The organism is Kribbella sp. NPDC049174 (assembly GCF_043197365.1).
Classification (GTDB): Bacteria; Actinomycetota; Actinomycetes; order Propionibacteriales; family Kribbellaceae; genus Kribbella.
This window is the reverse complement of sequence record NZ_JBICSZ010000016.1, coordinates 71,008-83,976: the sequence shown is the minus strand read 5'-3', so window position 1 is coordinate 83,976 and position 12,969 is coordinate 71,008. Positions and strand designations below refer to the sequence as shown.

14 protein-coding genes and 1 tRNA gene are annotated in these 12,969 nt (G+C 68.5%); 6 read left to right on the top strand and 9 right to left on the bottom strand.

The genetic code is table 11. From position 1 onward, the window contains the following. Positions 1-25: 25 nt before the first annotated feature. Genes ACGFIF_RS42145 through ACGFIF_RS42130 form a run of 4 tightly spaced genes read left to right on the top strand, consistent with a single transcriptional unit; the run spans position 26 to position 3,053 of the window. Positions 26-640: a TetR/AcrR family transcriptional regulator gene (locus tag ACGFIF_RS42145; protein WP_393163140.1), complete on the top strand. Its 615-nt coding sequence runs from the start codon at positions 26-28 to the stop codon at positions 638-640. A gap of 54 nt (positions 641-694) precedes the next feature. Then, positions 695-2,047 carry a glutamine synthetase gene (locus ACGFIF_RS42140; protein ID WP_393163138.1) on the top strand — a complete coding sequence of 451 codons (1,353 nt, stop codon included), beginning with the start codon at positions 695-697 and terminating at the stop codon, positions 2,045-2,047. Positions 2,048-2,077: 30 nt separating this feature from the next. After that, the gene (locus ACGFIF_RS42135) at positions 2,078-2,452 is read left to right on the top strand and encodes a hypothetical protein (RefSeq protein ID WP_393163136.1); all 375 of its coding nucleotides are present in this window, start codon (positions 2,078-2,080) and stop codon (positions 2,450-2,452) included. A 37-nt stretch (positions 2,453-2,489) separates the two neighbouring features. After that, a complete protein-coding gene (locus tag ACGFIF_RS42130) occupies positions 2,490-3,053 on the top strand; it encodes a dihydrofolate reductase family protein (protein WP_393163134.1) in 564 nt (187 codons plus the stop codon). Positions 3,054-3,059: 6 nt separating this feature from the next. On the opposite strand, the gene ACGFIF_RS42125 is transcribed toward ACGFIF_RS42130, so the two are convergent. From ACGFIF_RS42125 to ACGFIF_RS42100, 6 genes are all read right to left on the bottom strand, one after another. Next, positions 3,060-3,584 carry a YciI family protein gene (locus ACGFIF_RS42125; RefSeq protein WP_393163132.1) on the bottom strand — a complete coding sequence of 175 codons (525 nt, stop codon included), beginning with the start codon at positions 3,582-3,584 and terminating at the stop codon, positions 3,060-3,062. Positions 3,585-3,604: 20 nt separating this feature from the next. Further along, positions 3,605-4,321: an MBL fold metallo-hydrolase gene (locus ACGFIF_RS42120; RefSeq protein ID WP_393163213.1), complete on the bottom strand. Its 717-nt coding sequence runs from the start codon at positions 4,319-4,321 to the stop codon at positions 3,605-3,607. A gap of 11 nt (positions 4,322-4,332) precedes the next feature. Then, positions 4,333-5,292 (bottom strand): acetylxylan esterase, encoded by a 960-nt coding sequence (locus tag ACGFIF_RS42115; RefSeq protein ID WP_393163130.1) that lies wholly within the window; start codon positions 5,290-5,292, stop codon positions 4,333-4,335. Between the two features lie 24 nt (positions 5,293-5,316). Then, positions 5,317-5,775: a hypothetical protein gene (locus ACGFIF_RS42110; RefSeq protein ID WP_393163128.1), complete on the bottom strand. Its 459-nt coding sequence runs from the start codon at positions 5,773-5,775 to the stop codon at positions 5,317-5,319. 20 nt (positions 5,776-5,795) lie between these two features. Then, positions 5,796-6,707 (bottom strand): hypothetical protein, encoded by a 912-nt coding sequence (locus ACGFIF_RS42105; RefSeq protein ID WP_393163126.1) that lies wholly within the window; start codon positions 6,705-6,707, stop codon positions 5,796-5,798. 122 nt (positions 6,708-6,829) lie between these two features. After that, positions 6,830-8,407: an LCP family protein gene (locus ACGFIF_RS42100; RefSeq protein WP_393163124.1), complete on the bottom strand. Its 1,578-nt coding sequence runs from the start codon at positions 8,405-8,407 to the stop codon at positions 6,830-6,832. 259 nt (positions 8,408-8,666) lie between these two features. On the opposite strand from ACGFIF_RS42100, the gene ACGFIF_RS42095 reads away from it, so the two are divergent. Next, positions 8,667-8,756: transfer RNA gene (locus tag ACGFIF_RS42095), tRNA-Ser, on the top strand. Positions 8,757-8,793: 37 nt separating this feature from the next. Here the strand turns inward: ACGFIF_RS42095 and ACGFIF_RS42090 are convergent. Together ACGFIF_RS42090 and ACGFIF_RS42085 are read right to left on the bottom strand one after the other, a co-directional pair. Further along, the gene (locus tag ACGFIF_RS42090; RefSeq protein WP_393163122.1) at positions 8,794-9,687 is read right to left on the bottom strand and encodes an LLM class flavin-dependent oxidoreductase; all 894 of its coding nucleotides are present in this window, start codon (positions 9,685-9,687) and stop codon (positions 8,794-8,796) included. A gap of 4 nt (positions 9,688-9,691) precedes the next feature. Next, complete coding sequence (locus ACGFIF_RS42085) at positions 9,692-10,105, bottom strand: PPOX class F420-dependent oxidoreductase (protein WP_393163120.1); 414 nt, start codon at positions 10,103-10,105, stop codon at positions 9,692-9,694. 47 nt (positions 10,106-10,152) lie between these two features. Between ACGFIF_RS42085 and ACGFIF_RS42080 the strand changes: the two genes are divergently transcribed. Next, a complete protein-coding gene (locus tag ACGFIF_RS42080; protein WP_393163118.1) occupies positions 10,153-10,788 on the top strand; it encodes a phosphoribosyltransferase in 636 nt (211 codons plus the stop codon). 84 nt (positions 10,789-10,872) lie between these two features. On the opposite strand, the gene ACGFIF_RS42075 is transcribed toward ACGFIF_RS42080, so the two are convergent. Next, positions 10,873-12,756, bottom strand: a complete 1,884-nt coding sequence (locus ACGFIF_RS42075) for a phosphoenolpyruvate carboxykinase (GTP) (protein ID WP_393163116.1) — start codon at positions 12,754-12,756, stop codon at positions 10,873-10,875. Positions 12,757-12,969: the final 213 nt, after the last annotated feature.

Here is a 12,969-nt window from a genome sequence, read left to right as displayed (position 1 = left end):
GATTGCAGGACCGTAGCATGGGCCTGTGGATCCCCGGAAGCAACGGACGATGGAGGCGCTGGTCCGGGCCGGCCAGGAGATCTTCAGCGAGCGGTCCATCGAGGACGTGACGGTCGAGGAGATCGCCGAGCGGGCCGGTGTCGCGGTGGGGTCGATCTACAACCACTTCGGTTCGAAGGCAGGCCTGCAGGCGGCTGTGGTCGAGCACGCCCTCGATGCCGACCGGCACTACATGGATCGGGCGTACACCGCGGATCGGTCGCCGGTCGAGCAGCTCTACGCGGCGGCCGAGCAGTACCTCGACTTCTACCTGGATCACCCGGACTACTTCCGGATGCTCGCGTTCCCCGGCCAGCCGGGTCAGTACCAGGCCGGCCAGGATCTGTCGGAGCGACTGGTCCGCGCGGTCGACGAGCAGAACCGGCGCCTGGTCGAGGCGCTGCGGCAGGGGATGGCTTCCGGCGCGCTCCGCGAAGTGGATCCGGAGGAGGTGGCGACGATCCTGTGGGCCGCCTGGAACGGCGTGATCAGCCTCGGCTGGCGACCGGACAGCCTCCGCCGCGACGCGACTGAGCTCCGCGCCCTGCTCGCCACGGCCACCGAGATCGTCGCCAACGGGCTACTCGTCCGGTTGACGTGACCGCTGTCGTCGCTGGGCGCCGTACCGGCGAAGTCGTGTGGTACGAAGGTCAGCGTGTCCATCACCGACAGTCTGCCGCCCGCGGACCACGTCAACGCGCTACTCGACGGCGGCCTGCGGATGCTCATCACGTCCATCGTCGACAACGCCGGCATCACCCGGGCCAAGTCGGTGCCGGCCCATCGGTTGCGGACGGCGACGCGGGACGGGATCGGTCTGTCACCGGTGTTCGCGGTGATGTGCACCGACGACGCGATCACCTCGTCGCCGCTGGTGAACGGGCCGGTCGGCGACAACCGGCTGATGCCGGACCTGGAGTCGGCCGCGCCGCTCGGGTCCGATCAGACCGTGTACTGGGCGCCGGCCGACCAGCTGTCCCAGGAGCATCAACCTGTGGACATCTGTCAGCGTGCGGCGCTGCGGCGGCAGGAGGAGCGGGCGGTCGCGGCCGGGCTCGACGTGAAGCTCGGGTTCGAGCTCGAATTCACCGTGTTCACGGGCGATCCCGGCGATCCCCAGGTCGCCACGCTCGGTCCGGCGTACGGCGTACTCGCGACGCTGAAGCTGGAAGACTTCGCGGTCGACCTGCTCGAGGCACTCGAAGCGGCCGGGGTGCCGGCGGAGCAGTTGCATCCTGAGTACGCGCAGGGTCAGCTCGAGGTCGCGCTGCCGCCGGCGTCGCCGTTGGCGGCGGCTGATCAGTCGCAACTCGCACGTCTCGTTGTCCACCGGGTTGCTCGCAAGCACGACCTGCTCGTGTCGTTCGCGCCGATCACAGTGGCCGGGTTCGTCGGCAACGGGGCTCACATCCACTTCTCCGCGATGCTGAACGGCGTACCGTTCGGCGACGACAGCGGTCCGTCGGAGCATGCGCGGCACCTGATCGCGGGGGTCCTGGCCGAGTTGGACGGGCTGACCGGCGTACTCGCGCCGAGTGTGGTCAGCGCCGATCGGCGGGTGCCGGGCAACTGGGCGGGCGCGTACGCGTGCTGGGGTCCGGAGAACCGCGAGGCCGCGCTGCGGTACGTGCCGGGCAGCATCACCGGCCGCCCGGACTCGGCCAACTGCGAGATCAAGATCGGCGACCCGTCCGGCAACGCGTACCTGTCGGCCGCTGCGGTTCTTGCGAGCGCGCTGACCGGGCTGGAGCGTCGGGCGGTGCTCCCGGATGGGTTGGATCGCGACCCGGCGACGTACTCGGAGGCCGAGCTTTCGAGCATGGGCGTACGGCGCCTGCCGCTCACTTTGGAGGACGCGCTGGGAGCGCTGGAGCAGTCGAGCGTGATCCGCAGCGCCCTCGGTGAGGCGATCGTCGACCCATTCCTCGCCGTACGACGCCATGACGCGCAATCTCTGGGGGCGCTGTCCCTGGAAGACCGCGTCCGCGCCTTGCGATGGCGCTACTAGTGAACGCCGGGATCACTTACGGTAATCCTCATGGCATTAGCTGCTAAGGGGAGCCGGGGCGAGTCGTTCCTGGCGGTGGTCGTCGGCGGCGGTGCGGCGTTCGGACTGGTCGTGATCACCTCGCGATCGTGGAAGGCGTGCCAGGTGGACGTCGCCGGCAGTGTCCCCAACGGCCTCACCCTGCTCTTCCTCGGCCTGCCGCTCGCCCTGATCGTGAACCTCGTCCTGTTCAACGTGGTCTTCCGGTACGCCGGTAAGACCTTCTTCTTCTCCCTGATCGCCGCCTCCCTCGCGATCGCCATCGCCGACCTGGCCCTCTACTCCTGGCAAGGCACCCCCGCCGCCTCCCCCGGCATCTGCCCCGGCAACGTCCCACCCTGGTGGCCCACCTGGATCCCCACCTGAAAGCCTTTTGAAAGCTGGGTGCGGTTGAGTGGACGTCATGAGCGGACCGATCCGGCTGTACATGTCGATGTCCCTGGACGGCTTCATCGCCGGCCCCGACGACGAGCCCGGCCAGGAGCTGGGCCGGGGCGGCGGGCGGTTGTTCAACTGGCTCGACGACCGGATGGGGCCGGGGGTGAACGGGCAGGTCTACGGTGAGGCGGTGGCGACCGGGGCTGTCATCGCGGGACGCCGTACCTTCGAACTCGCCGGCCGCTGGAACGGCGACCACCACGACGGCGTCCCGATCCACATCCTCACCCACCACGTCGACGAGAACGACGTCCCGCCCGGCACAGCCAAGTTCTACACCGACCTCGACACCTGCGTCGCCGATGCCCGAGCCGCGACCGGCGACCGCGCCATCCTCGTCCACGGCGCCGGCGCCGCCCAGTCCCTCCTAGCCGCCGGCCACCTGGACGAACTGGAGATCCACCTCGTCCCCACCCTCCTGGGCACCGGCCGCCGCCTCTTCAACTCCCAGCCCGCGGACCTGGAACTGATCCGCACCCTGGAAGGCCGGGACGCCACCCACCTCCGCTACCGCGTCCTGAAACCCTGACCCGGCCTAGCGACGGCCGCCGAATTCCCAATGGTGGGCTTCGGTCGCGTTGGGGAGCATGGTGACGGCTGCTTCTGGGGTTGGGGCTTCTACCAAGGCGGCTTGGCCTACCTGTGTCTGACGGTCGAGGGTGAAGAGGTCGCCGTACATGATGAAGTGCTGTGAAGGTGTCGCGGCGGAGACGTCGGTGGTGATGACCAGATAGCGGTGGTAGTCGGCCACCGCGTCGGTGAAGTCCCACATGGTGCGGGCCGAGCGGTTGTGGAAGCGGTACAGCTCAACGGACTCGAACGCGCCGGCCCGGTAATACGGCTCCTCGAAGGCGAACGCCCGTACGGCGTCCTCGTCCGGCAGCTCCACGATGTGCAGACTGCCGGTCGTCTCGGCGTCGTCGTCATGCGAGGTGAGCGTCGGCCCACGAGCGATCAGCTGGTCGGCGTACCCATCCATAAAGGTCCAGTGCTCTTCGTTCAGCCTGACCTTGATCTCATACCCGCCGACCCGATCCCGCCCCCACACGAAGAACTCCATAGCCGCTCACCCTAGTCCGATCAGAAGGTGAAGGTGGTGCCTATTTCCGCGTGGGTGGTAGGACCGTCGAAGACGGCTTGGGCGACGGCTGCTGCAGGTGTCAGCAACGGGCCGACGTGGGTCAGTACTAGTTGCCTGGTGCCACTACGGCGGGCCAGGTCGGCGGCCTGCTGCGGGGTGTGGTGGAACGGGTTGGCGACCGGGTCGTTGGCTTCGCACAGGAGCAGGTCCGCATCGTGTGCCAGGGCATCCAAAGCCGGGCAGGGCGTGCAGTCGCCGGAGTAGACCAGGGCATGGCCGGGTGATGAGGCTCGGAGGGCGTAGGCCTCGGGACCGCCGTGGTCTACGGAGCGGCTGAGTAGGGTCAGGTCGCCGAGCTCGAACTGGTGGCCGTCGGACAAGGGCCGCAGCTCCAGTACGTCGTTCGTGAAGCCGGAACCGAAGAAGCCTGTCAACCGGTCGGCCAACCCGGCCGGCGCATAGACGGGGAGCGGGACCTCACGTGCAGGCAGTTCGCCATAGGCCAAGGCGTAGTACGCGTTCAGCAAGTCACCGATGTGGTCCAGGTGCAAATGCGAAAGCCACACGGCATCCAACGACGACAGTGACGTATGACGAAGCAGCTCCGCCAGCGAACCAGGGCCGGCATCGACCCACACCGAGGCGGCCCCGGCCCGCAACAGATACCCCGAGCAGGGGCGATCCGGTTGTGGATAGGGAGCCGCGTTGCCGAGGATCGTGAGCGTTGTCAGAGCTTCGCGCCGATCAGCTGGAAGATGTCGTCCGCCGCACCCGGCAGGTCGTCATGGCCGAAGTCGGGATACACCCGCGCGGACTTCGTCGACGTGATCTTGTTGTAGGCGGCGTACTGTGTCGACGGCGGGCAGACCTGGTCCTCGAGACCGACGAACAGCGTGACCTCGGCCTGGATCCGCGGCGCCAGGTGCTGTACGTCGATGTAGCCCAGGCTGGTGAACACCTCGTCCTGCCGGAGATGCCGCGGGTCCCGCTTCTTGAACCAGGTGACGATCTCGTCGTACGGCGCCGTCTCCAGATTGAGCTCCCACGCCCGCTGGTAGTCGGTCAGGAACGGGTAGACGCTGGCCGTGTACTTGATCGATGGCGTCAGCGCGGCCGCCACCAACGAGAGCCCGCCGCCCTGACTCCAGCCGGTGGTCGCGATCCGGGACGAGTCCACCTCGGGCAGCCCGCCGATGATGTCCGCGAGCCGCCGGGTGTCCAGGAACACGTGCCGGTAGAGCAGCCCGTCCGGCCCGTCGTCCAGACCGTGGACGAGGTGGTTGTGCAGGGAGAAGCTGTTCGGCGCCTGCGACTCGGTCCGGAAGCCGACCTGCTCTCGCACGTCCAGAGCGGCCACGGTGAACCCGCGGGCCGCGTACGGCAGCAACTCGACCCACTTCGGCTGCTCACCGCCGTACCCGTGGAAGATCAGTACGGCGGGACCGGTCGGCTCCGCGGGACGGATGACCTTGGCGTGCACCCGGTAGCCGCCGGTGCCGTTGAAGTAGAGGTGCTGCGCGGTCGCCGTGGTCAGCGGGAAGTCGGTCGCGTCGGCGAACTCGGTCTCGGGGTCGATCGCGTCGAGTTCGAGCAGTGCCTTGTCCCAGTACTGGTCGAAGTCGGCCGGCCTCGGGTTGGTGCCCTGGTAGACGGCCAGTTCCTCGGGCGACAGCTCGAACGAAAGCACGGGGACTCCAAAAGCTCGGGTGCCCTATTCTGCGCGATCGCCGTCCTCGGGCGCACTGCCGTTCCAGATCGTGTAGCCGTGGGCAGAATTCAGCCGGTCCCGCAGCGCGTTCTCCAGCAACTCCGTCTGCCCGGGCGCCAGCCAGCTGATCGGCACCAGGACCGAGTGCTCCTTCTGCTTGGTCCGCAGCACGATCGCCTCACCGTGCGTCGTCTCCACCCGTGCGACCTCGGTCACATCGGTCCACGGGGTCCGGACCCCGCGCACCTCGATGTCATCGTCGCGCAGCTTCAGTACGACGGGGGGCCTGGCCAGGATGTAGAGGCCGCCGAGCACCACCAGCCCGCCCAGGACCAGGAACACGGCGATCACCGCGGCCGGCAGCCCGATCGCCCAGAGGATCGCGGCCACGCCGAGGAGAATCAGCCCAGCGGCCGGGATCCCGAGGAATCGGCCCGCCCGCATCCGGTACGTCGTACGCATCGGGCCATGATCCCATCACCTCAGAATGCGTCGACCTCTGAGGTCGGGGCGTTGCCGAGCGGGGTCCGGGCCAGGCTGATCGACCAGTCGAAGGATCCGTCGAAGCGGTCGTCGTACCGCTCGTAGGCGCAGTCCTCGGTGAACCGCCGGTTGACCGCGTCCCAGTTGGTGCCCGACTTGAAGAAGACGTAGTAGCTGCCGCGGATCCCGTTCAGCGTCGCCTTGCTGCTGGCGCGGACGTAGATCGACACCTGCGGCTTCCGCGGATTGCTGTTCGTCACCACGATCACCACGTCGGAGCTGCTGCCGTTGTCGATCTGGAGCCGTCCCGGTCCCTGCGCCCCGGACCGCTGGATGACCTTCCCGTTCGAACCCCGCCCGTTCACCGTCGGCGGGGCTTTCGGCGCGGCCGGTACGACGAGCGCGCCGAACCTGAGACCCTTGCCGACGGACTTCGACACGTCCTGCGGCAGCTCCAGCACCGAGCTGCGGATCCCGGCCTTGGCCTCGTACAGCCGCACCGCCGGCGCCTTGGGCAGCCCGCAGCTGGTCTTGGTCACCCCGGCGTCGCTGAGGTTGTCGGTGACGGTCTCCGGGTAGCCGTCGAACGACTCGAGGACGGTCTGGTGTGCCGCGGACAGCGCTTGAGGTGGGCTCACCTTCGCCAAAGCCTGCCGCTCGAGTACGACGGCCGCCGCGAGCTGAGCCCGGGTCGCGTCGAAGGCCGGCAGCGTCCTGGCGTTCATCACTCGGACCACGTACGTCCGCAGGACCTTCTCGACGTTGGTCAGCGCCCGTTGGTACATCGGGACGGACAGCCGCACCGGCGTGGGCGGCGGGATCGGTTTGCTCACCGTGGTCGTCGTACTTCTACTACCCGAAGGAGCCGCCGCATCGCCGTCTTCGGGCTCGCTGCTGCAGCCCGCAGCCATCAACACCATGATACCGATCGCCGCCGCTGTCCAACGCCGCACAGTCACCCCCAGTGACTCGTTCCAGTGCGGTCAATACTTCCCGACGCTCCGGTCTCGTAGACCCGAATGGCCGGTTGCTGTCAGTTGCCCGACGCGGCCGGGTTGTAGGCGCAGGCGTCGTTGAGGTTCTCGGTGGCGCCGGGTGTCACCGTCGGCTTGGTGGTCGGCTTCCGGGTCGTCGTACCGCTGGACGGCTTCTTCGTCGCGGTGGTCGACGGCGTGGACGCGACCGGCTTCGACTTCGGGCTGATCGCCTTCTGGATCAGCTCCCGCATCGCCTCGTAGTCCGGGTTCTTGCCGGTCGGGAAGTTCTTGGACTTGTCCAGGTCGACGTTGGTGACGTTCGCGTTCTTCACCTTGAGGCCGAGCTCGATGAAGGCCGGCAGGATCTCCTGCGGGATGTCGGTGCGGAGCAGTTGCTTACCGGCCGAGGCGATCTGCTGGTACTTCGTCACCAGGGTGGCCGGGTTCACACTGTTGACCAGCGCGTGGATGGTGCACCGCTGCCGCTCCTGCCGGGACGGGTCGCTCAGGCCGTAGCGGCCGCGGGCGAACCAGAGCGCGTGGTACCCGTCCAGCTTCTGGTCCGGACCCGGCTCGATGTAGCTGGACGGCTTCTTGTGGCTGTTCGATCCCGGCCCGTCACCGTAGTCGCCGCCGATCGGCACCCGGTAGTTGACGTTGACGGTGATCCCGCCGACCGCGTCGATGATCTGCCGGAACCCGGCCAGGTTCACCTGCATGTAGTAGTCGATGTCCAGGTCGAGCGCCTCGCCGACGGCGACCTTCAGCACGTCGGCGCCCTCGTTGTCGGTCGGGCCGAGAATCCCCGGGTGCTGCTTCGGGATGTTCTCGTACATCGCGTCCAGGTAGTACTCCGGCTGCTCGACGTTGCCCAGATTCGGGTCCCAGTAGCCGTCCGGGTACACCTTGTGCAGCGGCGAGTCCTCGGGGAACGGCATCCGCATCCAGTTCCGGCTGAGCGAGATCAGCGAGGTGTCACCGGTCTTGGTGTCGATACTGGCCACGATCACCGTGTCGGTCCGGGTGCCTTCCCGGCCGACGCCGTCGTCGGCGCCGAGCAGCAGCAGGTTCAGCCGCGGGGTGTTCGCCCACGGGTCCTTCTTGTCCACCTTCGGCCGGGTCGCGCTCTTCGAGTCGCCCTCGGACTGGAACACGCTGCCGACCAGGTCGCGCTGGGCCATCACCGTCTGCGCGGCCACGGTCGTCGGTACGGCGATGCCGAAGCAGAGCAACCCGACGAACATCGACCCCGCCAGCCGGCCGGTGTACGTCATACTCACCGGCCGCAGCAGCTTGTGCGAGGCCACCACGATCCAGATCCAGCAGATGCCGAGCACCACCACGGCCGCGGTCGCGATCAGCAGCTGGCGCGGCGACACCGCGAACGCGAGGATCGAGTCACGCCGGGTCAGGCCGACGTACGCGGCGATCAGGAGCAGGCCGACGCTGAGCGTCAGCACGAAGGCGCCGAGCTTCCGGCGGCCGCCCATCATCAGGCCGGAGCCGGGGACCAGCGCGCTGAGCAGGGTGAGACCGATCGCCTTCGAGGTCGTGCGGGCCCGGGGTGTGCGGTGCCGGGACCGGTTGGCTCGGGGCGCGGACCTGCGTCCGGCAGCGCGAGTACTCCGCGACATAGCTCCGTTCCCTGATCGACGACGTGGCGACCCTCCGTCGGCCGCGTGCAGCGGCCCACGGTACTTCAGACGCCCACGGAACCAACTCGGTTGACGTGATGCTGGCGACCCCCGTCGATGGCGTCAGATTACAGGGGTACCGGGCTAGTCTCTCAAGGTGCCGCCTCCGCCACGCAGGGTGGTGGAGCCCCGCTTTGCTGCGGAGCGGGTCGAGCGGATAGTCTTGGCCGTCGTCGTGTCCCCCTCGGGGACCGTCGGAGGAGGCGTCGCCTAGTCCGGTCGATGGCGCCCGCCTGCTAAGCGGGTTGAGGGTAACCCCCTCTCGCGGGTTCAAATCCCGCCGCCTCCGCAGCAATACAGAGGGCCGCCAGGTGGCGGCCCTCTTCTCATTCGCTCAGAAGTTGCCTGGCTTTGGCGAGGCGTTCGACCGAGCGTGGCGTCATCGGCTCGAGGGAAACGATCAGTTGGTCGACGCCGAGTTTCTGGTACGCCGCCAGCGCCGCGGCCAACTCCTGGACCGTGCCTTCGATCGCGCGCTCCTCGGGTTCGGGGACGGCCGGTTGGTCGACGTCACGGACGATGATCCCGACCGTCGAACTCACCGCACCGGCCGGCCGGCCCGCGGTCTGCACCGCGTCGCGCAGCGTGCCCAGGCGTTCCTCGACCTTGTCGTTCGCGTCGCCGTACCAGGCGGTGTTCCAGGCGTCGGCCCACTCGGCGGTCAGTCGCATCATCCGCGGCCGGTGCCCGGCGACCAGGATCGGGATCGGCCTGACCGGCGCCGGCGCGAGCACGGCCTCGCGCACCTGGTGATAGGTCCCGTCGAAGGTGACGGTCTCACCACGGACCAGCCGGGCCACGATCTCCAGCCACTCCTCGAACCGCCCGACCCGGTGGCCGGTCGGCAGCCCGAACGCCTCGTACTCCGGGTCGTGCCAGCCCGCGCCGACCCCGAGCACCAGCCGGCCGCCGGACACCTCGTCGAGCGTGGCCGCCATCTTGGCCGTCAGCCCCGGGTCCCGGAACGATGCACAGAGCACCATGTTCCCGAGCTCCACCTGGGTGGTGATCGCCGCGACCGCGCTCAGCAGCGTCCACGCCTCGTGCATCCCGTACAGCCGCTCGTCCGGCGCCTTGTAGAAGAAGTGGTCCGCCAGCCAGACCGAATCCATCCCGCTCTGGTCAGCCGCCTCCGCGACCGCCCGGACGTCCTTCCAGCCCGGCATGCTCCCGTCCGGCCCGTCCTCGCCACCGACAGGAAGCATCACACCGATCTTCATGCACTCAACTCCAAGGTCCGACGCCGCTGATGCGGTCGACAGTGATGTGGGTGACGTATCCCGGCGGCAGGTCGTCACCGGGCAGGAACTCCGCGTCCGGCCCGATGTAGGTCTTCGCCAGCTTCCGCAGTACGTCGACCGCCCCACCCTCGGTGATCCGGGCGGTACCGGTGATCACCAGGTACTCGGTCAGGCCCATCTCGTTCATCCGATCGGTCTCGACCGACAGCACCACCCGGCCGTCGCGGCGGATGTTCTTCACCTTCTGGTTGTTCGGGACGTGAGCGGCGATGATCTCGTCGCCGTCCAGCCCCACCCAGATCACCGACACCTGCGGACTGCCGTCCGGATTGATCGTGACGAGGTGCCCGAGGGCGTCCGACTCGAGGACCGTCCGCGCGTGCTCGGGAATTCGCATGCCACCAAAAGTACGCCTCACGGCCCTGGCGGGGGATCATGCTGACTATGAGGCCGTACCCGGATCGGGCGGCTGCGGGCCGGGCTCTGGCCGAGGAGCTCGGCAAGGTCGCCGGATCGGTTCTGGTGCTGGGGCTGGCGCGTGGCGGTGTGCCCGTGGCGGCGCCGGTCGCGGACGCCCTCGGCGCGCAGCTGGACGTGCTGATCGTCCGCAAACTCGGCCTGCCCCAGCAACCCGAGCTCGCGATGGGCGCGATCGCCGGCGTCGGCGGCGAGACCCAAACCGTCCGCAACGAGCCGGTTCTCGCCGAGGCCGGTGAGCACGCGCTGGCCGACGTACTCGAGGAGGAGACCCGCGAGCTGCGGCGACGTGAGCACGCCTACCGTGGCGACCGCCCGGCGATCGACGTCCACGGGCGGGTGGTGATCCTCGTCGACGACGGGCTGGCCACCGGTTCGACGATGCGCGCGGCCGTGGCAGCGGTACGGCGACAGGACCCGGCACGCGTCATCGTCGCCGTACCGGTGGGTGGTTCGGACGGCTGCCGGCGACTGGCACGCGTCGCCGACGAGGTCGTCTGCGTCTGGACGCCGCTGTATTACACAGCCGTCGGCCAGGCCTACCGCGACTTCTCACCGGTCGAGGACGAGGAGGTCCGGCGCATCCTGGCCGAGAGGTCATGACACAGCGCGGCGCCCCGGCCGGTGGGCCGGGGCGCCGCGCCTTCATCCGGTCTGCTGGCTTCCGACTCAGCAGACCGTGTCCTCTCAGCCGAGCCGTGCCCTCAGGTGGTCGAGCTCCACCTTCAGCGTGGTCGGCACCTTCTCGCCGAGCTTGGCGAACCACTCCTCGATCAGCGGGATCTCGGCCTTCCACTCGTCCGCGTCGACCTTCAGCGCGATCTCGATCTCCTCGGCCGTCAGGTCCAGCCCGGAGACGTCGAGCGCATCCGGCGTCGGCACCCGGCCGATCGGGGTCTCGACCGCGTCGGCCTGACCCTCGATCCGCTCGATCACCCACTTCAGCACCCGGCTGTTCTCGCTGAAGCCCGGCCAGACGAACTTGCCGGCGTCGTCCTTGCGGAACCAGTTGACGTAGAAGATCTTCGGCAGCTTCGCCGCGTCGTGCTCCTTGCCGACGGTCAGCCAGTGCTCGAAGTAGTCACCGGCGTTGTACCCGAGGAACGGCAGCATCGCCATCGGGTCACGCCGGACGACGCCGACCTCGCCGACCGCGGCCGCGGTGGTCTCCGACGACAGCGTCGCGCCCATGAACACACCGTGGTCCCAGTCCCGCGACTCGGTCACCAGCGGCACCGTGGTGGCGCGCCGGCCGCCGAAGATGATCGCCGAGATCGGTACGCCGTTCGGGTCCTCGTACTCGTCGGCGATGATCGGGCACTGCTTGATCGGGGTGCAGAACCGGCTGTTCGGGTGGCTGGACAGCTCACCGTTGTCCGGCGTCCACTCCCGGCCCTTCCAGTCGGTCAGGTGGTTCGGCGGGGTCGGCGAGTAGCCCTCCCACCAGACGTCACCGTCGTCCGTCAGCGCCACGTTGGTGAAGACCGAGTTGCCCTTCTCGATCGTGCGCATCGCGTTCGGGTTCGTCTTCCAGCCGGTCCCCGGGGCCACACCGAACAGGCCGAACTCGGGGTTGACGGCGTACAGGCGCCCGTCCGGACCGAACCGCATCCAGGCGATGTCGTCGCCGAGCGTCTCGACCTGCCAGCCCTCCAGGGTCGGGTCGAGCATCGCCAGGTTGGTCTTGCCGCACGCGCTCGGGAACGCGGCCGCGATGTAGTGGACCTTCTTCTCCGGCGAGATCAGCTTCAGGATCAGCATGTGCTCGGCGAGCCAGCCCTCGTCCCGAGCCATCGCCGACGCGATCCGCAGCGAGTAGCACTTCTTGCCCAGCAGCGAGTTGCCGCCGTACCCGGAGCCGTACGACCAGATCGTCCGCTCCTCCGGGAACTGGACGATGTACTTCTCGTCGTTGCACGGCCACGGCACGTCCTTCTCACCGGGCGCGAGCGGAGCACCGACCGAGTGCAGGCAGGGCACGTACTTGGCGTCGGTGCCCATCTTGGTGAGCACCTCGGCACCCGTGCGGGCCATGATCCGCATCGACGCGACCACGTACGCCGAGTCGGTGATCTCGACCCCGAACATCGGCTTCTCCGCGGTCAGCGGGCCCATGCAGAACGGGACGACGTACATCGTCCGGCCGCGCATGGAGCCGCGGTACAGCTCGGTCATCAGGGCCTTCATCTGGCCCGGGTCCATCCAGTTGTTGGTCGGACCGGCGTCGGCCTCGTCGACCGAGCAGATGAAGGTGCGCTGCTCGACCCGGGCCACGTCCGAGGGGTCGGTGCGGACCCAGAACGAGTTCGGCTTCTTCTCCTCGTTCAGCCGGACCATGGTGCCGGCGGCGATCAGCTCGTCGGTCAGCGTCGCGTACTCCGCGTCCGAGCCGTCCATCCAGTGGATCCGGTCGGGCTGGGTCAGTGCGGCGACCTCGGCGACCCAGGCCAGCAGGCCGGCGTGCGTGGTCGGGGCGTCACTCAGGTCGTACGTGTGTACCTCGGCTTTGAGGGGCTCCGTGTCGGCAGGTGCGTCGGCGTCGGTATGGGTCGGGCTGGCGGTGGTCGTCATCGGCGGCTCATTCCCTCTCGGCTGTCGGGCCCGGCAACCGACCGGCCCCTCGGCACTGAGGGGAGGTACGGCTCCGGCCGCCGGGGTCTCCGGCGGTTCGATCCAGCTGGCTGGCGGTGTGATCTCTCGCATACCAGTACACCCAGTGGGCGTATACCAGTGTGCAAGTGGTACTAACGGTACGCGACTCGGCTGCGTGGTGAGAACCGGGAG

Excerpts from the sequence above, each read along its gene's own strand:
- ACGFIF_RS42105 (WP_393163126.1), bottom strand. The coding sequence starts at position 6,707 with ATGGCTGCGGGCTGCAGCAGCGAGCCCGAAGACGGCGATGCGGCGGCT.
- ACGFIF_RS42085 (WP_393163120.1), bottom strand. The coding sequence starts at position 10,105 with ATGCGAATTCCCGAGCACGCGCGGACGGTCCTCGAGTCGGACGCCCTC.
- ACGFIF_RS42130 (WP_393163134.1), top strand. The coding sequence starts at position 2,490 with ATGAGCGGACCGATCCGGCTGTACATGTCGATGTCCCTGGACGGCTTC.
- ACGFIF_RS42080 (WP_393163118.1), top strand. The coding sequence starts at position 10,153 with ATGAGGCCGTACCCGGATCGGGCGGCTGCGGGCCGGGCTCTGGCCGAG.
- ACGFIF_RS42125 (WP_393163132.1), bottom strand. The coding sequence starts at position 3,584 with ATGGAGTTCTTCGTGTGGGGGCGGGATCGGGTCGGCGGGTATGAGATC.
- ACGFIF_RS42075 (WP_393163116.1), bottom strand. The coding sequence starts at position 12,756 with ATGACGACCACCGCCAGCCCGACCCATACCGACGCCGACGCACCTGCC.
- ACGFIF_RS42090 (WP_393163122.1), bottom strand. The coding sequence starts at position 9,687 with ATGAAGATCGGTGTGATGCTTCCTGTCGGTGGCGAGGACGGGCCGGAC.
- ACGFIF_RS42110 (WP_393163128.1), bottom strand. The coding sequence starts at position 5,775 with ATGCGTACGACGTACCGGATGCGGGCGGGCCGATTCCTCGGGATCCCG.
- ACGFIF_RS42135 (WP_393163136.1), top strand. The coding sequence starts at position 2,078 with ATGGCATTAGCTGCTAAGGGGAGCCGGGGCGAGTCGTTCCTGGCGGTG.
- ACGFIF_RS42100 (WP_393163124.1), bottom strand. The coding sequence starts at position 8,407 with ATGTCGCGGAGTACTCGCGCTGCCGGACGCAGGTCCGCGCCCCGAGCC.